The following is a 19,547-nucleotide window of genomic DNA, read 5'->3' on the forward strand; positions in this document are numbered from 1 at the left end:
TTTCGGATTCGATTTCAAATTTCAGGTTTGGGGGTTGCGGTTCAGCCAACCGGTTTGCGCTGAATTTTCCGGGCGATGGCGTTGACCCGCTCCATGATCGTATTCACGTCGATGCCGAGCAACTGGCGATCTCTCACCCGCAGCGTTCCGTCGACCAGCACATGGCGCACATCGGCGCCGGCGGCGGCATAGATAAGATGAGAATCCGGATGGTAGAGCGGGGTCAGGTGGGGGGCGCGGGTGTCCACGACAATAATGTCGGCCTGTTTGCCGATTTCCAGGGAGCCGATGCGTTCGGCCATGCCAATGGCCCGGGCACCCTCGATGGTGGCCATCCTGAGGGCGCTGGCCGCGTTCAGGGCGGTGGGATCGCCGCTGGCCACCTTGTGCAGCTTGGCCGCCGTGGCCATTTCAGCGAACAGGTCCAGGTTGTTGTTGCTGGCGCTGCCGTCGGTGCCCAGGCCGACGGGGATACCCTTTTCCCGCAGGCTGGCCACCGGGGCGATGCCCGAGGCCAGCTTCATGTTGCTTTCCGGGCAGTGCGCCACGCCGCAGCCCGAACGGGCCATTGCATCCATGTCGGCCGCGTCCACCCAGACGCAGTGGGCCAGAAGGGTCTTGGGATCGAGTATCCCCAGGCGGTCCAGATGGGCCACGGGGCTCACGCCCTTATCCTGGATGGACTGGTCGCGTTCGAAACGGGTCTCGGCCGCATGCACCTGGAACAATGCGCCCAGTTCGCCGGCCATTGCCTTGGCGGCGGTCAGTGTCCGGTCGCTGCAGGTATACGGGGCGTGGCAGAAGATCGATGGCTGGATCAAGGGGCTTTGGGCCTGCCAATGTCGGACATACTCGGCCGCATGGGCAACGTTTTCGGCCGGGTCGGGCACGCCGGGAGCGGGAAAGTCGATGACCCCCTGGCCCAGGACGGCGCGCAGGCCGGTGTCGGCCACGGCGCCGGCCACGGCAGCTTCGTGAAAATAGCCGTCGCAGCAGCAGGTGGTGCCCGAAAGGAGCAGTTCGGCGCAGGCCAAAAGGGTTGCCCAGTGCACGGCCTGCGGTTCGATGAAGCGGGCCTCGGCGGGAAAGATATGCTCGTTCAGCCAGGTCAACAGGGGCAGGTCGTCGGCCAGGCCCCGGAAGAGCGTCATGGGCAGGTGGGTGTGGGTGTTGACCAGGCCGGGCATGACGATGCCGCCGTCGGCATCGATGGTCAGTGTTGCCGATGGCGGTGATCCGTTGCCGGCTTCGAGCGCGCGGATGTGTCCACCACGGACGCCGATCCACCCTGAGGGGATCGTGCGCATGCCGTCGTCCATGGTCAGCAGGGTGCCGTTACGGATCACCACATCAAAGGCCATCTTGGTGCCTCCGGATTTCGTCGGCGATCTGCCGGGCGTCGGCCATGATCTTTTCAAGGTCCAGATGCAGCAGTTGGCGATCCTTCATCAGCACCCGGCCGCCCACCACCGTGGCGGACACGTCGCTGCCGCCCACGGCATAAACCAGGTGGGAGGCCGGGTGGTACATGGGGGTCAGGTGGGGCTTGCGGGTATCGATGACGATGATGTCGGCCTTCTTGCCGGTCTCGATGCTGCCCGTGATGCCGTCCAGGCCCAGGGCGCGGGCGCCTTCGATGGTGGCCATGCGCAGCACGGTGGTGGCATCCAATACCGTGGGATCGAGGCGGCTGGCCTTGTGCAGTTTGGCGGCCATGTCCATTTCGGCGAACAGGTCGAGGTTGTTGTTGCTGGAGCAGCCGTCGGTGCCCAGCCCCACACAAACACCCCGTGCCAGCAGTTCGGCCACCGGGGCGATGCCCGAGGCCAGCTTCATGTTGCTTTCCGGGTTGTGGGCCACCTTGACCCCGTGCCGCTGCAACAGATCCATGTCGTTTTCATCGAGAATCACGCAGTGACAGGCCAACAGGTTTTCGCCCAGCACCCCCAGATCGGCCAGGTGCTGAACGGGGGTGAGGCCGTATTTTTTTCGGATGTCGGCCACTTCGCTGCGGGTCTCCGAGAGGTGGATGACCATGGGAACCCGGTTGTCGCGGGCGATTCCGGCAGCCGTGGTCAACAGATCCGGTGCACACAGGTAGGGCGAGTGCGGTTCCACGGCAATGCTGACCAGCGGGTCGTCCCGCCAGCGGTCGATCAACTCGCAGGTGTAGGCAAACCCGTTTTCGATGGGTCCGTAGTTGGGCGAGGGGAAATCGTAGAGCACCTCGCCCACCACCGCGCGCAGGCCGGCCGTCCGGGCCGCCTCGGCCACCGCCCCCTCGAACAGGTACATGTCGCAGAAGCAGGTGGTGCCCGAAAGAATCATCTCCGCGCAGCCGAGCAGGGTGCCGGCCTGCACTTTTTGCGGGTCGAGCAGGGCTTCGGCCGGAAAAATGTGATCGTTCAACCAGGTCATCAGGGGCAGGTCGTCGGCCAGCCCACGGAACAGGGTCATGGCTGCGTGGGTGTGGGTGTTGACCAGTCCGGGCATAATGATGCCGCCGCCGGCATCGATGGTCTCCCGGGCCGTGAGGGCGGCAAACTCGCCGGCCGGGCCCACGGCAGTGATGGCATCGCCACACACCGCCACGGCACCGTTGTCGACGATGCGGTTATCGGCGCCCATGGTCATGACGATGCCGTTGGTGATCAGAAGGTCAACGCTGCCGGTCATAGGGCCGCGCCCCCGTGAATCTCGGCGACCACCCTTTCGATGAGGCGTTTGAGATGAGGGGCGGCCTGGTTTGCCACGGCGACGATCGCCTCGACGGAGGCCGGCTGCGGCCGGTCCGGATCGTTGATGTTGGTGATGGTGGAGATCCCCAGCACCCGCATGCCGGCGTGTACGGCGGCGATGGTCTCCATCACCGTGGAGAGTCCCACCGCATCGGCACCGATGGTTTTCAGGAAGCGGATTTCGGCCGGGGTTTCCAGGGAAGGCCCTTTCAGGCCGGCATAGACACCGCTTTTCAAAACAATCCCCAGACGGTCGGCCGCCCGGCGGCAGCGTTTGATCAGCGACAGGTCGTAGGCGGCTGTCATGTCCGGGAAGCGGGGGCCCCACGTATCCGGGTTAGGTCCGATGAGCGGGTTTTCACCGGTCAGGTTGATATGGTCGCGGATCACCATCAGGTCTCCCTGGCTGAAGGCAGGGTTCATGCCGCCGGCCGCATTGGAGAGAATCAGGTCCCGTACCCCCAGAGCCTGCATCACCCGTACGGGGAAGGTGACCTGGACAGGGGTGTAGCCCTCGTACAGGTGGAAGCGGCCCTGCATCACGACCAGCGGGTGCCCGGCCAGCGTGCCGGCCATCAGACGGCCCGAATGGCTCACCACGGTCGATACGGGAAAATGGGGGATATCGCCATAGTCCAGGGTGACGGCACCCTCCAGCGGACCGACGGCATCGCCCAGCCCGGTGCCGGTGATGATGCCGGTCAGGGGAGCGAAACTGAGCTTTGATTGCACAAATGATACGGCTTCGCGGATGTTTTCAATCAGGGGGTTCACGGATGGCCTCCAATGTTTTTAACCACGATGGGTTGGGGCTTTTTGTGCGGGTGGGCCCACTATGGGCACGGCCATGGGGTCGACTGAGTTATAGACCAGCTGGCGCGGTGGCGTCAAGCGCTCTCCCGAGGTGGCGCAGGGTAACCGCATTTGGACTGTTTCCTATTTTTCGCGGTCAAGGACCGCTCCTACACGTGCTTACGATATGGCTGTTTAATGGGTTGCGTTGTAAGAGCTGGCCATGCCTGCGACAACTGTTTTCCATGGAGGTTACCAAATGCGGTTACCCTGCGAAGTGGCGGCCGGGGCAGGGCAATCGCGAGTAAAATCAAAAACCGGCCGTTCCTGAACACGCACCATTCCCGAAAGTGGGAAAATGCCAAATGCCAACGCCCAAATGTCAAATGAAGGATGAAATCGATTTTAAAATAGATAGAATACCATCATTTGGCATTTTTCATTTGGTCTTTGACATTCATGGACGCTCTAATTTTGGGAAGAAAAGCAATCCGGAAATCTACATGCGATTGCCCTGTCGGGTGGGGATCATATCGTTGACATTTTCAAGTTATTATGAATATGTTCCCACGCGGTTATCTGTGGCCTCTTCCTACAATTGCTCGAGTCGTTCGATTCAGAGATTGAAGGCGATTCTGACTGTTACGTCAAAGGCATCAAAGAGGCCATTGAGCATACCGCCACGACCGTTGTTCGACAATTCCATTTTTTTCTTAACTTTTTTGTCTCTTTAATGATCGAATGACCATGAAAATTAGCGAAGTCAAAGATATCCTCAAAGGCGACATTCTGGTTGGTGAAGATCAACTGGATACGGTGATCGTTGCCGGTGGAGCGGCGGACCTGATGGACGATGTCCTCTCTGCCGCTGCCAAAGGTTCTGCCCTGTTGACAGGGGTCACCACGGATCATGTGATCCGCACCGCCAAAATTGTCGGTGTCGGTGCCATCGTTATCGTCAGGGGAAAAAAACCACCGACAGATTTTATTAAAATGGCAAAGTCTTTCAAGATTCCCTTGATGGTGACCGAGTACTCGTTGTTTGTGGCCTGCGGTCGGCTGTACATGAATGGTATTCGGGGCTTGGACGGTTCCTGGTAACGCGGCTGGAGACAGGATATGGCAAAACGGACCATTGCGGATTTAGATCGCATCCGTGAGGCACAAAAAGATCGAATGGCTTTCAAGGACAGGACTTATCTTTTCATTTGCGGTGGAACCGGTTGTCACGCCACCGGTTCCATCCGGGTGAAAGATGCCCTGGTGGGGGAAATTGAAGAAAAAGGGCTGGCTGACAAGGTCCAGGTGATCGAGAAGGAACTGGCCCGGATCGATAAGGAAAAGTGCATCCAGTGTCTGACTTATTACGACAAGTGCAGATTCGACGCCATACTTTAAGAGGAGTAGTGACATGACCATTGCGATTATTCTCATGGGGGGATTGGGGCTCATCGTGGGGATCGGCCTTGCGGCGGCCTCCAAAATTTTTTACGTTTATGTGGATCCCAAGATCGAGGCCATTGAGGGGGTTCTGCCCGGAGCCAACTGCGGCGGCTGCGGTATGCCCGGCTGCAGTGCCAATGCCGAGGCCATTGTGGCCGGCAAGGCAGCGCCCAATTCCTGTGTGGCGGCCGGCGAGGAGGTGGCCGAGGCCATCGCCGTTATCCTGGGCGTCAGTGTGGAGGCCAAGGAGCCGGATATCGCCCTGCCGGGCTGCACTTACGGGGTTGCTGATGCCGCGGTCAAATACACCTACGACGGATTGAACGACTGCCGGGCGGCGGCCCTGCTTTCCGGCGGCATGAAGGTATGCAACATCGGTTGCCTGGGGTTGGGGACCTGTGCGGCCGCCTGTCCCTTCGGGGCCATCACCATGGGGCCCAAAGGGCTGCCGGTCGTGGACGAAGTCAAGTGCACCGGTTGCGGAACCTGTGAGCGGGTCTGCCCCAAGCACATTATTACCCTTTCATCGGTGACCCGTCGAATCCTCAAGGAGTACACCACCGAGGACTGTACGACGCCCTGCCAACGGGCCTGTCCGGCGGGGATCAACATCAGCCGTTATATCGAGCAGATTGCCGGAGACGACTACCACGGTGCGGTTCAGACGATCAAGGAACGCAACCCGTTTCCCACTGTCATTGGACGGATCTGCCCACGTCCTTGTGAAAACGACTGCCGGCGCAAGTATGTGGACGAACCGGTGGCGATCAATTTTCTCAAACGGTTTGCCGCCGACTACGAGCGCACCCAGAATGAGCGTATTCAGCCGTTCAAGGCGCCCGATACCGGCCGCCGCGTTGCCGTGATCGGCGGCGGGGTCCAGGGGCTTTCGGCGGCCTTTTTCGCTGCCCGGCTGGGGCATGGCGCCACGGTGTTCGAAGCCACTGACCGGCTGGGGGGCCTGCTGAATACGGCGATCGCCAAATACCGCTTGCCCGAAGAGATCCTCAAGTGGGATATTGACGGTATTGTGGAGATGGGGGTGGAAACCCGCACCGGCCAGATGTTGGGCAGCGACGTGAGTGTGTCCGGACTGCTGGATGAAGGCTTTCAGGCGGTTTTCCTGGCCACTGGCGGATGGGACAGCCGCCTGGCCCGCGGTGCCGAGAAGCGTGTCGAGACTCCGCTTCCCGGTGGGTACCTGTTGTTGGATCTGTTGCGTTCGGGCAACGCCGGCCACGGGTCGGTCGCTTGCGGAGGCGCGACGGTGGTCATTGGCGGCGAAGGCCTGGCGGGTGAGAGCCTGGCCAAAGCCCGTTCGCTGGGGGCCGAAAAAGTGACCTTCATTTTCCGCGACCTGCCCGATGCTGCAGCTGCCGCGGCGTTGACCGAGGCCGGTGCCGAGGTGCTGACGGGCGGTGTCATCCGCCTGTCTGGTGACGGCGATCGGTTGGCGGCGGTTGAGGTGCTGGATCCCGCCAGCGGTGCCGTTACCCAGGTGCCGGCGCAAACGCTCGTTTTTTCCGCAGGGCGTTTTCCCGAACTGATTTTTACCCGGCCGGCGACGGAGGAAGAGGACGACGACACACCGTCCACGGCATGGATGGCCGTTCCCCCGTATAAGCAGCCGGCAGTTGCCGACCAGGCGGGATTGTTTGCCAAAGGGGAGGAACTGACCGACTTCAGTGGTGCCATCAAGGCCATCGGGGCCGGTCGGCGCGCGGCGGCGGCCATGCACAAACTGATGTATGCGATTCCGCTCGATCTGCCCCAGAACATTATCAAGCCCGGCGTGGTCGTACAGAACGTGGATCATGTGGAGGCGGTACCCCCCAGACCACGGCAGATCATGCCCCTGGCCGACCGCCGGGATTTGGAACAGCTGATGGAACTGGAAAAGGGATTTGACACCCAAACCGCCAAAAAGGAGGCCGCGCGTTGTCTCAACTGTGGGTTGATCTGTTACCAACATACCGACGATTCGGTGCCGGAACAGATCCGGGAGAGTGTTAATGCCTGACCGTCCAAATGGACGATAATGCAAACGGAAAAACAATAATGGCCATTGAAGAAGGTATTGTATTCAAAGCCGGCGCCCCGGGCGCCGGCACGGCATGGGTAAAAACCACCCGTTCCAGTGCTTGCGAGTCCTGCTCCTCACGGGATTCCTGCCAGATGGAGGAGGGCGTCGGCCAGGAAATGGAGGTGGAGGCGCTCAATACGGCCAATGCCCGGGTGGGGGATCGTGTCGCCATCAACATCAAGACGGCGTCGCTGTTGAAAGCCACTTTTCTGCTTTACGTTTTTCCGATCCTGGCCTTGATCGGCGGTGCCCTGATCGGACAGACGCTGGCCGAATGGCGGGGGATGGATCCCTCTGCCATGGCGGCATTGATCGGTTTTCTTTTTTTCGGGCTGGCATTTTTCGTTATCCGGTTTGCCGATCGGCGTCTTTCCGGCAATGCCAGTTACCAACCCGAGATCATCAAGATCAGACGCGCCGACCTGGCTTCGGCCGAGCCGTTGAACCCGTCACAAGCCGAATCGTGATGCATGGAGCAGACCGTATTCATAACCGGCAGCAATACCGCGACGTTTCGCTGCCCCCAGTGCGGCAAGGCCAAAACAGCGGATGTCAGCCGTTATGTGGCTACCAACAAAAAGGTTACGGTCAATTGTACTTGCGCCTGTGGCCATCGATTTCGCTGCCGGCTGGAAAAACGCAGACAGTATCGCAAATCAGTTAACCTTCCGGGACGATTTGTTTGCAAGGAAGAGGGGCGCCTCCCGGATACCGGCCTGATGAGTGTCGTGGATATCTCCACCACCGGATTGAAACTAAAAATGGGTGTTCCGCGCACCCTCCCCATCGGTATGCAACTGCGGGTGGAATTTCAATTGGACGATAACAAGCGAACCCCCATGGAAAAACGTGTCATTGTCCGCAATGTCAGCGGCCCGTATGTCGGTGTGGCGTTCCATTCCGACGACCTGGACGATCCCGCCCTGGGATTCTATCTGATGCCTTAGCGTGTGAAAACAAACCCAACCACTTTCCGCGTCAACCTGCGCCGGGGGACCGTCAAGGGCTGGCGCGGTTTTGTCTGGATGCTCAAGATTATCCTGCCGGTTTCCTTGGTGACCTTCCTGCTGGACGTTTCCGGCCTGATTCACCGGATGGACGGCCTGTTCGAGCCACTGATGGGCGTTTTGCGTCTGCCGGCGATGGCCGCCCTGCCGATGATCATCGGCCTGCTGACCGGCATTTACGGCGCCATCGCCGCCATGGCGGTCCTGCCGTTTACCTCGTCCCAGATGACCTTGCTGGCGGTTTTCCTGCTGATTGCGCACAATCTGATTCAGGAAGGCGTGGTGCAGCATCGCTCCGGCTGCTCGGCCTGGACGGCAACCGCTGTTCGGCTGCTGGCGGCGGTGCTCACCGTAGTCGTCACGGGTTGGTTCCTCGATCCGGATCCTGTCCGACAGGGGACAGCCCTTCGCCCAACCGCCGCAGCCGCCGGCTTCTGGCCGGCCCTGGAGGGGTGGGCGGTCGGCATGGCATGGATCAGCTTGAAAATTTTATTTATCATCACCGCCCTGATGGTCCTGATGGAACTGCTCAACGCATATAGGCTGATCGACAGGCTGCTGCGGATGATCCAACCGTGCATGGGGCTTTTGGGCCTGGATCGCGACTTGGGCATGCTGTGGCTGACGGCCACGGTGTTCGGTATCGCCTATGGCGGCGCGGTGATCGTCGAGGAGGTGGACCGGCGACAGATCGATCCGGAAAAACTCAAGGCCCTGCACTTTTCCATTGGGGTCAATCATGCCGTGGTGGAGGATCCGGCCCTGTTTCTGCCCCTGGGCGTCCACCCGTTCTGGTTATGGATTCCGCGTCTGATTGTGGCCATCGCATTTGTCCACGCCTACCGGATGTGGCGATGGCTGCGGAGGACCGGCGCACGCCGACGGGGCGTCGGCGTAGCCCTGGCCGTCATGGTGCTGTTTGCCGCCAGCCTCGGCCGGGCCAGCGAGATCCCGGACCGAAGCCACGCATTCTCGCCCGGCGAACGGCTGACCTTCGTGCTCAAGTGGACGGTCATCCCGGCCGGAGAGGCGGTGCTCGAAGTCTTGCCGCAGGAACAGATGGCCGGGCAGGATGTCTACCATTTTGTTCTTACGGCCCGGTCGAACGCGTTTGTGGACGCGTTTTACACGGTTCGTGACCGCATTGACGCCTGGGCCGATACGAAGATGCAGCGATCGCTGCTGTACCGCAAGAAACAGCACGAAGGCAGTACCCGGCGGGATATCACCGTTTCCTTCGACTGGGAGGCGATGCATGCCCAGTACGTCAACCATGGGGATGCACGCGACCCCATTCCCATTACCGCCGGCACGTTCGATCCGCTGGCCATTTTTTACTGGTCCCGGGCGGTCGATCTGTCGGTGGGCAGCCCTATTCAGCGGCCGGTAACGGATGGCAAAAAACATGTCGTCGGGTTTGCCCATGTGGTGGACCGGGCGCGCATCACCGTACCGGCGGGTACCTTCGACACCTTTCTCATCGAACCCGACCTGACCCATGTGGGCGGGGTTTTTGAGAAGAGCCGCGATGCCAAAATCCAATTGTGGGTAACGTCAGACCACCGACGGCTGCCGGTTAAATTGAAAAGCAAGGTGGTTGTGGGCAGTTTTTCCGGTGAACTGGTCAGTATGACCGGTGCTGCCGCCCCCGCAACCGCTGCCCAATGACACGGGAGGGGGAATGCCATGGACGATCTGGCCTATGAACAGTGGCTTTGGGAGAAGACGGCCCAGCGCTGTATAAGCAACCTCAATAAAAATGATTTCGATGCCCACTATTTCCTGGATGTGGAGACGGCGGCCAACCGGATTCTTGAGATGGTGAAACCGTATGCCTCCTTTGGTTTCGGAGGGTCCAGCACCACGCGTCGCCTGGGCGTCCTGGAAGCCTTGCGCGACGAAGGAAAAACCATTCATGATCACTGGCAGGCCGGGCTGACCAAGGCGGAGGATCTGGAGATCCGATTGGCACAGGGCCGTTGCGACTGTTTTTTCTGCAGTGCCAATGCCATTTCGGCAACCGGTGAAATCGTTAATGTGGATGGTATCGGTAACCGAACCAACGCCATGACCTTCGGAACCCGCAAGGTGATCATCGTGGCCGGAATGAACAAGGTTACCGTGGACCTGGAAAGTGCCTTGAAACGGATTCGCCAGGTGGCGGCACCGATGCGTGCCCGGAGCCTGAATATGAAAACGCCCTGTGCCGAAAGCGGCGTCTGTTCGGACTGCCGTTCCCCCCAGCGGATCTGCCGCGTGACCACCATCTTGCACCGCAAACCATCGCTGACCGACATCAGTGTTTTTCTGATCGGCCAATCCCTGGGGTTCTAACTTTTTGATACCACTCAAATAAGGAGAAAACGATGTCCATTCACCAATACCCCCTGCCTTTCCGGCTCGCCCTTGCCCTGCTGGTGGGTATCCTGCTGTTTCCGGCAGTCTGCACGACCGCGCAGGCCGCGGAACAGGAGGTCGCCCGGGTCAATGATACGATCCTGTCGCGCCAGGATCTGGACCGCGAGATGAAACTGATCACCATGAACCTGAAACGTCAGGGGCGCAGCCTGGACGAGGCCCAGTTGAAACAGTACGAGGAGAAGGTGCGCGATACCCTGATCAACCGCACCCTTCTGGAGCAAGCGGCCAAGGGCATGAAGATCACCACTCCGGACGACCAGGTGGCCAAAGCCCTGGAAGACTTTAAGGGCCGGTTTCCGGATGAGGCGGGTTATCGGCAAGCGCTCGGTGAAATGGGGGTGGACGAGGGGCAGTTCAGAGCGCAGATAAAAACCGGACTGACCATCAAGACGCTCATCGATCAAACGGTGATCCAGGACATTTCTCTGGCCGACGAAACGGTGCGCGGGTTTTATGACGCGCATCCGGACCTGTTCCGTCGGCCGGAACAGGTCAAGGCGTCCCATATCCTTGTGCAGGTGCCCACCACCGCGGACGAGGCCAAAAAGGCCGAGGCCCTGGCCTCCATCCAGGGGCTCAAACAGCGCATCAACGATGGCGAACCCTTTGCTGACTTGGCTCGGGAATACTCCGATTGTCCCAGCAAGGCCAGGGGCGGGGACCTTGGGTTTTTCAGCCGTGAGCAGATGGTCCAGCCGTTTTCAGAAGCCGCCTTTGCCCTTCAGCCGGGGCAGGTCAGTGATGTGGTGACCACCCGGTTCGGCTACCACCTGATCCGGGTTACCGAACGCAAACCGGAAACGACCGTCGCCTTCGATGAGGCAAGGGAGACCATATCGGAAAGATTACGTCAGGAACAAAAAGAAGAGAAGATTGATAACTACATCGAAAAACTCAGGAAAGCTGCGGATATTAAACGATTTCCATTATAGGATTTCCCTTGACAGAGAGTATCCGATTCGCTAAATCCATCACTGGATGATATCTTGGCCAGTGCCTTCCTAGTTCTGACATCTCCTGAGCGGTAAACTTCCACGTGCCGGACTATCGTCCGCTAAGGCAAAGGATCAATTTTTGGAGGAACTACCGAGAAGAGGAGGTCAGTGTTTTGGCGAACGGGACAGTAAAATGGTTCAATGACAAGAAGGGGTATGGCTTTATTAATGAAGAACAAGGGCGGGATATTTTTGTCCACTTCTCTGCCATCGATATGCCGGGATTCAAGACCCTGGCCGAAGGCGACATGGTCATTTTTGAAGTGGAGGAGAGCGATCGCGGACCTGAAGCCAAAAATGTAAAAAAGACTACCTGATAAACGCTTCTGATTCAAAACCGGGGCATGCGGCGTGCACGTCGCATGCCCCGGTTTTTTTCTCTTTCAATTAGAACCTGGTTGGGTGAACGGGTAATCCGTCTCAATATGATCCTGCCGAAGTTGCTCCGGCCTTCAAAAGGCATTGAATTGACTGGATGGCCGTCAACGATCACTCTCCGACGATCTTGACCAGCACCCGTTTTTTCCTGCGCCCGTCGAACTCGCCGTAAAAAATCCGTTCCCAGGTGCCGAAATCCAGCCGTCCGCCGGTGATGGCCACCACCACCTCCCGGCCCATGATCTGGCGTTTCATGTGGGCGTCGGCATTGTCCTCGCCGACATTGTGACGGTACTGGGATACCGGTTCGTGGGGCGCCAGTTTCTCCAGCCAGACATCGTAGTCGTGGTGCAGGCCGATTTCATCGTCATTGATGAAAACACTGGCGGTGATGTGCATGGCGTTGACCAGCACAAGGCCCTCCTTGACCCCACTCTCATTGATGCACTGCTGCACCTCAGTAGTGATGTTGATGAATGCCCGGCGGGTGGGGACCTCGAACCATAGTTCTTTGCGATAATTCTTCATGTTTGGCTTCCTTTGGGGCTGGTTACTGAACTGGTCTCAAACGCGTTTTTTTAATTACCATGGCGGAAAAGAATGGGGATAACGCCGAATAGAATGACGGTTAGCTTAAAATATAAATAATGTCAATTGGTTAAAATGTAGTGAGACAATTTTCGATGAAAGGACGGCAAACTGACAAATTTGGCGAGATAAATTGATTAAAGCGGATAGCGGCCTAATAGGTATAAAATAGTTTCTGGATCTGCCGGCGGGTGCGGTTTTTTAACAGGGCCAGCATCAACAGGATCCTGGCCTTGGGCGGGTTGAGTTCGTCGGCGGCGATGAAGCCCAGGTGGTCGTCGTCGATCTCCACGTTACGGCCCACCGTGCCGGTGGCCACGCGCGAACCGCGCACGATCACTACGCCTTTTTTTGCGGCCTGGGCTGCCCGCTCGATGGTGGCGGCATTCATGTTGCCGTTGCCGTCGCCAGCCACCACGATTCCTTTGGCGCCCCGTTCCACGGAGCAGTCGATCAGGTCGGCCGGCATGTCGGCGCAGGCATAGAGGATATCTACCCGGGGCAGGTCGGTGACGCCATCGATGGAGAACTCGCTTTGATGGGTGTGGCGGCGGAAGGGGTGGCGGAAGTACTCGTTCCGGCCGTAGTTGACTGTTCCGATCAGGCCGTTGATGGGCGAGATGAAGGTCTCCACGGCGGTGGTATTGCTTTTGGTCAGCGAATGGGCGCTGTGGATGCGATCGTTCATTACCGCCAGGGTGCCGCGTCCGGCCGCCTCGGGATCGGCGGCCACGGCCACGGCGTTGTAAAGGTTCAGGGGGCCGTCGGCACTGATGGCGGTAAAGGGGCGCATGGCCCCGGTCAGGACCACGGGCGCTTTGCTGTGGACGGTCAGATTGAGAAAATAGGCTGTCTCCTCCATGGTGTCGGTGCCGTGTGTGACCACCACGCCGTTGATCTCGTCAGACGCCAGCAGTGTGTTGATGCGGCCAGCCAGCCGGCGCATGATGGCAAAGGTCATATCCTGGGAACCCACGCTGGCCACCTGCTCGCCGCGAACCCGGGCCAGGCTGCGCATGCCGGGCAGTGCCTCGATCATCGCATCCACGCCCACTTGCCCCGGAGCGTAGCTGGACTGGGCCGCCGAGGCGGCCGATCCGGCGATGGTTCCGCCGGTGGCGAGAATCATCACCCGGGGGCGGTGATCCGGCAGGCGTTTTTCTTTTCTGGTCGGCATGCAGCCCTTCCCGTCCAATCCTGGTAAACCTGTCAACCATCCATTCAGGCCAGTATAGGGCAGCCAGGAAAAACCTCAAGAAAAAACGGTTGCGCCCGGAGGGTGCCTATGGGAGGTGCCGATTCAGATCCTTAGGCGTTCAAAAGCTGGCCGCTCTGGCGGTCGAAGGCCAGCAGGCGGGTCGGGTTGACCGGTTCGATGCCGAGTGGCCGGCCGGCGTCAAACCTCCGGACCATGGCGCTTTCCACATGCAGGCGCAGTTGCGCTGCATTATTTTGAACGGTGAGCACGGATTTGAGCCCCAGCGGTTCGATATCGACCAGCGATGCCGAGATGGGGGCATCCTCCAAGGCGGTCAACTTCAGGTTTTCCGGGCGGATGCCGAGCACAAAATCACATGGCGCGTCGCCCAGGGCCTGTTTCAGATGGGCAGGCACGGGCAACCCGGCTGCTGCGGCATGCATTACCCCCCCACTGGCGTTGGGCTCATAACGGGCATCGATCAGGTTGATCTGCGGTGCGCCCACGAAGCTGGCGATGTCGCGGTCCAGGGGCTGGTCGTAAAGCTCTTGGGGCCGGGAGATTTGAACCACGCGGCCGCTGTGCAGCATGATGACCGTGTCGGCAACGGCCAGCGCCTCGTTGAAATCCGGGGTGGCCATTAAAAATGTGTACCCCAGCTCGCGTTGCAGCCGTTTCAACTCGGCGCGCAATTCGATTCGCAGCATGGCATCGAGACTTGACAGAGGCTCGTCGAGCAGAAAAAGGGTGGGGGTGCGGATCAGTGCCCGGCCCAGGGCGATGCGCTGGCGTTCCCCACCGCTCATGGTTTTGGGCAGCCGGTCCAAAAGACGGCTCACCTTGAGGGTCCGGGCCATTTCAATGACCCGGACTTCGATTTCATCTTTCGGTAGACGACGGATCTTGAGCGGACTGGCGATGTTTTCATAACCGGTTTTATTGGGGTAGAGGGCCAGGGTGTCGAAGATCATGGCGATATTACGGTCCTTGGGCTCCCATTTTCCCACGTCCCGGCCGGCCAGCAGGACGCGGCCGTTGTCCGGTCGGTCGAGCCCGGCGATCAGGCGCAGAGTGGTGGTTTTCCCGGCACCGGCCGGACCGAGAATCACGGTCAGGGAGGCTTCCGGTACCGTGAAACTGGCCCGGTCCAGGGCGGTTGTGCCATGAAAGGATTTGCTCAAAGCCTGGACTTCCAGGATGGCTTGATTCTTTTTTAGGGCGGGCTGCTGTTTTTCCATCATTGCACCTCTGCTTTTGAACCGCCGTCCATGCGTCGATTGGTCTCCCCGTCGAACAGGACCAGGGCGTCGGGATCGACGTCGATACCGATGGTTTCGCCTTCCCCGGGACAGTCGGTGGAAGCGACCACGATTTTCAGTGCCATCGTGCCGACTTCCACGGTCAGGACAGCCTCCGGCCCGCGGGGTTCCACAAGGCCGACCCGGCCGGTCCAGTTCGCCGTTTGCGCTGCTGCGACGCGCAGTGATTCAGGACGAATGCCCAGGGTGCATCGGCCTTCAGGCACACCGGTTTGGAAAACCGGAAGGCTGAATTCAGCGCGACGGAATCGCATGGCGGCCGCATCGGCCTCCAGCGCCCCGGTGATCAGGTTCATTGGCGGCGACCCCAGGAAACTGGCCACGAAGACATGCTCGGGCCGGTCGTAAATGGACGCGGTCTCCTCGACCTGCAGGATCTTACCCGCTCGCATCACGGCGATCCGGTCAGCCAGGGAGAGGGCCTCGATCTGATCATGGGTGACGTAGATGATCGTGATCCCGATATCGCTCTGCAGGCGCCGTAGTTCCCGGCGCATGGCCAGCCGGGCGGCGGCCTCGAGATTGGACAGGGGTTCGTCGAGCAAAAGGATCGACGGCCGGGTGACCAGGGTTCGCCCGATGGCCACCCGCTGCAGTTCGGAACCGCCAAGCTCCTTGACGCGGGCATTCAGCCGGTCGCGCATGCCGAGCAGTTCGGCCACCTCGGCCACGGCCCGGTCGATTTCTGGACGGGGGACCTTGCGTACGGCGAGTCCGAAGGCCAGGTTCTGGCGTACCGTCATGGCGGTGAAGACCGCATAATCCTGAAACACCAGTCCCACGTCGCGCCGACCCGGCGGCAGGCCAAGCACCGACTGGCCGTTGATCTGGATGTCGCCGGAAGAGGGGTCCTCCAGGCCGACAATCATGTTCAGGGTCGTCGATTTCCCGCAGCCCGAGGGGCCCAGCAGAGCAAGGGTTTCACCGGCAGCCACGTAAAGATCGATGCCGTCCACGGCCACCACGCTGCCGTCGGCGTACTCTTTTTTCAGGGCGACGAGTTCGAGTCGGGGTCGGGTCATTGTTTGATCGCTCCAAATGTCATGGCCCGAGCCAGATGGGACTGAATATGATATCCCACGAAGACCAGCGGAACCATGGCGAAAACTGCCAGGGCCGCCTGCACGCCATAAAGGGTCCCGGCCGTCGCGGTCACGTATTTGGCCAGTTGGACGGGGATGGTGCAGACATTTGAATAGGAGAGCACCAGGGCGAACATGAATTCGGACCAGTTGAGAATGAAAATAAACATGGTGGTGGCGAACAGGCCGCCCTTGATCAATGGGATGGTCACCGTCAGGTGGGCGGCCAGACGGGATCTGCCGTCGATCATGGCGGCCTCCTCGATTTCACGGGGCAGGTCGTCCACGAAACTCTTCAGCATCCAGGTGGAGAAGGGCAGGGTCACCGCCACATAAATGGCAAACAGCCCGAGATAGCTGTCGATCAGACCGACGTTGGAGAAGATGATCACAAAGGGGACCGCGATGGCCGCCGGCGGGAACATGCGGCCGGAGAGGATGACCAGCGGAGTCGCCTTGCTGTTGTTGCCGTAGCGCGAGATGCCGATGGCGGCGAACAGGCCGATGATCACCGATGCGAGCGTGGCGCTGACGGTGGCCAGCACGGATCCGTAGACCGCCTTGGTGGCCGCCTGGCTGACGCCGCCGACACCGTAGGCGCCGAGGGCCTCGGGATCGAAGAGGGTGCGAAAATTGATCAGGGTGGGCTCCGATGGCACCCAGATGGCCGGTGATGCATTCCAGTCGGTCGGCGGCTTGATGGCCGTCATCACGATCCAGAAAACCGGGAAGAGCACCACAATCAGGGCCGCCCCCATCAACAGGGCCAGGGGCAGGGAGAGTTTGCGGTTGTTCATCAGCGACCTGCTTTCATGATCTGCTCCCGGACCGGGACCAGCAGAAGATGGATCAGCAGCAATGAGCCGAGCAGCACGATGAATGCGGCGGCGGCGCCGTAAGCGAGCTGAAAGTCGTTAAAGGCCAGTTTGTAGATATAGAGGCTGATGGTCTCGGTGGCCGATCCGGGGCCGCCGCGGGTGAGCATGAATACCTCGTCAAAGAGTTTGATGATCTCCATGGAACGGATCACGAAGGCGACGATGATGACCGGTTTGAGCATGGGCAGAATGATGCACCAGAACACCTGCCGGGGGCTGGCACCCAGAATTACGGCCGCGCGGACCGGGTTTTCCGGAATGGCGTTGAGTCCGGAGAGCAGGATCAGGAAGAAGAGCGGTGTCCAGTGCCAGACCTCGGTGAGGATCACCGCCGTCACCGCGCAGGGGGCATTGCGGAACCACTCCATGGTGGCTTGGGCACCGAAGAGAAATTCGATGATCTGGTTGACCGGCCCGTTGGTCTGGAAGAGCATCCAGAACGTGTAGCCCACGACTACCGGAAGAATCATCATGGGGGTCAGGAAGGCGGAGAAGAGCAACGACTTGCCGCGGAACTCTCGAAGGAAGAGCACGGCCAGGCCCAGCCCGAAGACGAATTCCAGGCTGAGGCAGACCATTGAAATCAACGCCGTGCGCAGGATCGAATAGACAAAACGGGTGTCGTAGATCAGCAATTCGCTGTAGTTTTCGAACCCTACGAAGGTGGCATCAAACAGGGAACCGCGGGTGGGCGACCAGTCGGTGAAGCTCATGTACAGCGCCACCAGGAGCGGAACGACGAGTACCAGGAGCGAGACGATCTGTCCGGGCAGGACCAGCACCCGTACGAGTCCCTTGAGGCCCAGGCCCGTCGGTGCGCTGGCCGGCGCCGGCGCCGGCTGGGCGGCCGAGGCGGTTTGTGCCCGTGGGCAGGAAGTAAAAAAGGCAGTCAATCGATCACCTCATTTTTCAGACGCTGAGATCGGTTCGGTGTTCACCCGGTCGGCCATTTGGCGGCCCCTGCGGGCGTCGAGATACAGCAGGGGCCGCCGTATACCAGCGGGAAGAGGGACCGGGGCTACCACTTGTCGGCGCCGCTGGCCTTTTTGATCGGCTCGGCGAGATTCCGGGCCAGGGCCAGCCACGATTTTTGCACCTTCTCGCGGCCGATGCGGCGGGTGATGCGGTCGAATTTGCGGGCCGCATCGTCCAGGGCCTTTTTGGGCTTTTTCGCACCGGTCATGCAGGCGTGGACCTCCTTGTCCAGGGCGTCCTGGTACTCGAACCCGCCCGGCAGACAGAAGTCGGGGACCGTGTTGACCATGTTGTCGTACAGCGTTTCCAGGTATTCCGGCGAGTAGGTGTCGATCAGCCGCTGGGTGGGCGCCTTCATGTGGTTGACACGGTACGGATCGGAGTATCCGCCAAGATAGGGGATGGCATCCGCCGAGATGGTCGGCGAGGTCATCCACTGGGCGTAGGCGTAAGAGAGCTCGGGGTTGGCCGAGTACTTGGAAACGGCATAGCCGTATCCCCAGCAGAAGAGGCCCGCATAGAGCTGCTGGCCGTCCTTGAGGGTGTCGGCCGGCATGACCGTGGCCGCGATTTTGCCGGTGGTCGCCGGACCGGTGGAGGGCGCCTTGGAGTACTTGAAACCCGAGGGCCAGACGATGTTCATGAATCCCTCGCCCCGGCCGAAGGCGTTGTAGTTGGAGGACCAGGTGAAACTGAAGGCGTCGGGATGCAGGTAGGGATTCATGGCCAGCATGTCTTCCAGGGCAGCCACGCCTTCCTCGGTGTTGAAGGTGGGGTTCATTTCGTTGTCGAAGTAGAGGCGCCCCTTGGACACCAGGCGCTGCATGAACATCCATTTGACGTAATACGGTGAGCGGTACTCCAGGCTACCATAGAACCCGTTGGCCGGATCGTGCATGAACTGGGCGAGGTTGAAGTACTCTTTCCAGGTGTTGGGGACGGCAAGGGGATAGCCGTACTTATCCTCGAACGCCTTCTGCTTGTCCGCATTCTTCAGGTGGTCGTCGCGGCACAGGAGCGTGATCTGATCACCGTCGTTGAGCAGACCGGCCACGCGGCCGTTGTAAAGCTGAGCATGGTGGCTGGCCGGGAAGACGACCCCCCACTCCTTGTTGAAAATTTCCGGATCGTATTGATCCACCCAGTCGGTCAGATCGAAGATGACCCCCGAATCGATCCAGTCCGGGTAGGACATGGCCGTGGGCATCATTACATCGTAGCGTCCGGTCTTGGCGACAGCCTCCTGCATCCCTTTGGTGTGGACCACCTCATCGGGCTCTTCGATGAACTCCAGGGTAATGCCCAGCTCGTTTTTCCATTTTTCGGTATAGGGTTTCATGTTGCCGATGGAACCGGTGGGAATCAAAAGGGTCAGGGTTTTTTTGGTGGCTTTGGCCGCAGCCGTCTTGGCCAGTGCCCAGGCCCGTTCTTCCGGTCCGGCAATGGCGCTGAACGCCTTGCTCGCTCCCAGCGGTGAAAGGCTGACCGCGTTGGCCACCAGTGCCGAAACGCCCAAGAAGGTCATTTTTTTCAGAAAGTTACGGCGGTTCATACCCCCGGCATCGTATTGACTGCACAGGTTTTCGATTTTCTGCTTTTTCAGTTCCATGGGTGCCTCCTCCTCAAGTGATGTGGGGTTGATATCCATAA

19 protein-coding genes are annotated in these 19,547 nt (G+C 59.9%); 9 read left to right on the forward strand and 10 right to left on the reverse strand.

Features of this window, described 5'->3' with window-relative positions; all coding sequences use genetic code 11:
* Positions 1–41: 41 nt before the first annotated feature.
* Genes GN112_RS21955 through GN112_RS21965 form a run of 3 tightly spaced genes read right to left on the reverse strand, consistent with a single transcriptional unit; the run spans position 42 to position 3,512 of the window.
* Positions 42–1,361, reverse strand: a complete 1,320-nt coding sequence (locus GN112_RS21955; RefSeq protein ID WP_155312175.1) for an amidohydrolase — start codon at positions 1,359–1,361, stop codon at positions 42–44.
* Positions 1,351–2,676: an amidohydrolase gene (locus tag GN112_RS21960; RefSeq protein WP_155312176.1), complete on the reverse strand. Its 1,326-nt coding sequence runs from the start codon at positions 2,674–2,676 to the stop codon at positions 1,351–1,353. The genes GN112_RS21955 and GN112_RS21960 overlap by 11 nt, the downstream gene beginning before the upstream one ends.
* A complete protein-coding gene (locus tag GN112_RS21965) occupies positions 2,673–3,512 on the reverse strand; it encodes a purine-nucleoside phosphorylase (RefSeq protein WP_155312177.1) in 840 nt (279 codons plus the stop codon). Before GN112_RS21965 ends, GN112_RS21960 begins: the two co-directional genes overlap by 4 nt.
* A gap of 765 nt (positions 3,513–4,277) precedes the next feature.
* Between GN112_RS21965 and GN112_RS21970 the strand changes: the two genes are divergently transcribed.
* The 9 genes from GN112_RS21970 to GN112_RS22010 all read left to right on the forward strand — a co-directional run bounded on the left by GN112_RS21970 (position 4,278) and on the right by GN112_RS22010 (position 11,796).
* Entirely contained in the window at positions 4,278–4,631 is a 354-nt protein-coding gene (locus GN112_RS21970) for a DRTGG domain-containing protein (protein WP_155312178.1), read from the forward strand.
* A gap of 18 nt (positions 4,632–4,649) precedes the next feature.
* Positions 4,650–4,928, forward strand: coding sequence for a (2Fe-2S) ferredoxin domain-containing protein (locus tag GN112_RS21975; protein WP_155312179.1), 279 nt, complete (start codon positions 4,650–4,652; stop codon positions 4,926–4,928).
* 13 nt (positions 4,929–4,941) lie between these two features.
* Positions 4,942–6,993, forward strand: coding sequence for a (Fe-S)-binding protein (locus GN112_RS21980; RefSeq protein ID WP_155312180.1), 2,052 nt, complete (start codon positions 4,942–4,944; stop codon positions 6,991–6,993).
* Between the two features lie 38 nt (positions 6,994–7,031).
* Positions 7,032–7,523 carry a SoxR reducing system RseC family protein gene (locus GN112_RS21985; protein ID WP_162459066.1) on the forward strand — a complete coding sequence of 164 codons (492 nt, stop codon included), beginning with the start codon at positions 7,032–7,034 and terminating at the stop codon, positions 7,521–7,523.
* Positions 7,524–7,526: 3 nt separating this feature from the next.
* Complete coding sequence (locus GN112_RS21990; protein ID WP_155312182.1) at positions 7,527–8,003, forward strand: PilZ domain-containing protein; 477 nt, start codon at positions 7,527–7,529, stop codon at positions 8,001–8,003.
* Between the two features lie 3 nt (positions 8,004–8,006).
* Positions 8,007–9,731 (forward strand): DUF3108 domain-containing protein, encoded by a 1,725-nt coding sequence (locus GN112_RS21995; protein ID WP_155312183.1) that lies wholly within the window; start codon positions 8,007–8,009, stop codon positions 9,729–9,731.
* A gap of 18 nt (positions 9,732–9,749) precedes the next feature.
* Positions 9,750–10,397, forward strand: coding sequence for a lactate utilization protein (locus tag GN112_RS22000; protein ID WP_155312184.1), 648 nt, complete (start codon positions 9,750–9,752; stop codon positions 10,395–10,397).
* Positions 10,398–10,429: 32 nt separating this feature from the next.
* Positions 10,430–11,416 (forward strand): peptidylprolyl isomerase, encoded by a 987-nt coding sequence (locus GN112_RS34480; RefSeq protein ID WP_155312185.1) that lies wholly within the window; start codon positions 10,430–10,432, stop codon positions 11,414–11,416.
* 176 nt (positions 11,417–11,592) lie between these two features.
* Entirely contained in the window at positions 11,593–11,796 is a 204-nt protein-coding gene (locus GN112_RS22010) for a cold-shock protein (protein WP_155312186.1), read from the forward strand.
* 172 nt (positions 11,797–11,968) lie between these two features.
* Here the strand turns inward: GN112_RS22010 and GN112_RS22015 are convergent, their stop codons facing one another.
* The 7 genes from GN112_RS22015 to GN112_RS22045 form a co-directional block, all read right to left on the reverse strand.
* Positions 11,969–12,385 carry a secondary thiamine-phosphate synthase enzyme YjbQ gene (locus tag GN112_RS22015; protein WP_155312187.1) on the reverse strand — a complete coding sequence of 139 codons (417 nt, stop codon included), beginning with the start codon at positions 12,383–12,385 and terminating at the stop codon, positions 11,969–11,971.
* A 214-nt stretch (positions 12,386–12,599) separates the two neighbouring features.
* Entirely contained in the window at positions 12,600–13,622 is a 1,023-nt protein-coding gene (locus GN112_RS22020; RefSeq protein WP_155312188.1) for a type II asparaginase, read from the reverse strand.
* A 131-nt stretch (positions 13,623–13,753) separates the two neighbouring features.
* Positions 13,754–14,884, reverse strand: a complete 1,131-nt coding sequence (locus GN112_RS22025) for an ABC transporter ATP-binding protein (RefSeq protein WP_197743368.1) — start codon at positions 14,882–14,884, stop codon at positions 13,754–13,756.
* On the reverse strand, positions 14,881–15,984 hold the full coding sequence (locus GN112_RS22030; protein ID WP_155312189.1) for an ABC transporter ATP-binding protein: 1,104 nt from the start codon (positions 15,982–15,984) through the stop codon (positions 14,881–14,883). Before GN112_RS22030 ends, GN112_RS22025 begins: the two co-directional genes overlap by 4 nt.
* Positions 15,981–16,841 carry a carbohydrate ABC transporter permease gene (locus tag GN112_RS22035; protein ID WP_155312190.1) on the reverse strand — a complete coding sequence of 287 codons (861 nt, stop codon included), beginning with the start codon at positions 16,839–16,841 and terminating at the stop codon, positions 15,981–15,983. The genes GN112_RS22030 and GN112_RS22035 overlap by 4 nt, the downstream gene beginning before the upstream one ends.
* Positions 16,841–17,815 (reverse strand): carbohydrate ABC transporter permease, encoded by a 975-nt coding sequence (locus tag GN112_RS22040; RefSeq protein WP_197743369.1) that lies wholly within the window; start codon positions 17,813–17,815, stop codon positions 16,841–16,843. Before GN112_RS22040 ends, GN112_RS22035 begins: the two co-directional genes overlap by 1 nt.
* A gap of 125 nt (positions 17,816–17,940) precedes the next feature.
* The gene (locus GN112_RS22045) at positions 17,941–19,545 is read right to left on the reverse strand and encodes an ABC transporter substrate-binding protein (protein ID WP_197743370.1); all 1,605 of its coding nucleotides are present in this window, start codon (positions 19,543–19,545) and stop codon (positions 17,941–17,943) included.
* Positions 19,546–19,547 lie beyond the last annotated feature (2 nt).

Origin of the sequence: Desulfosarcina ovata subsp. ovata, from assembly GCF_009689005.1 — a bacterium.
GTDB classification, from domain to species: Bacteria; Desulfobacterota; Desulfobacteria; order Desulfobacterales; family Desulfosarcinaceae; genus Desulfosarcina; species Desulfosarcina ovata.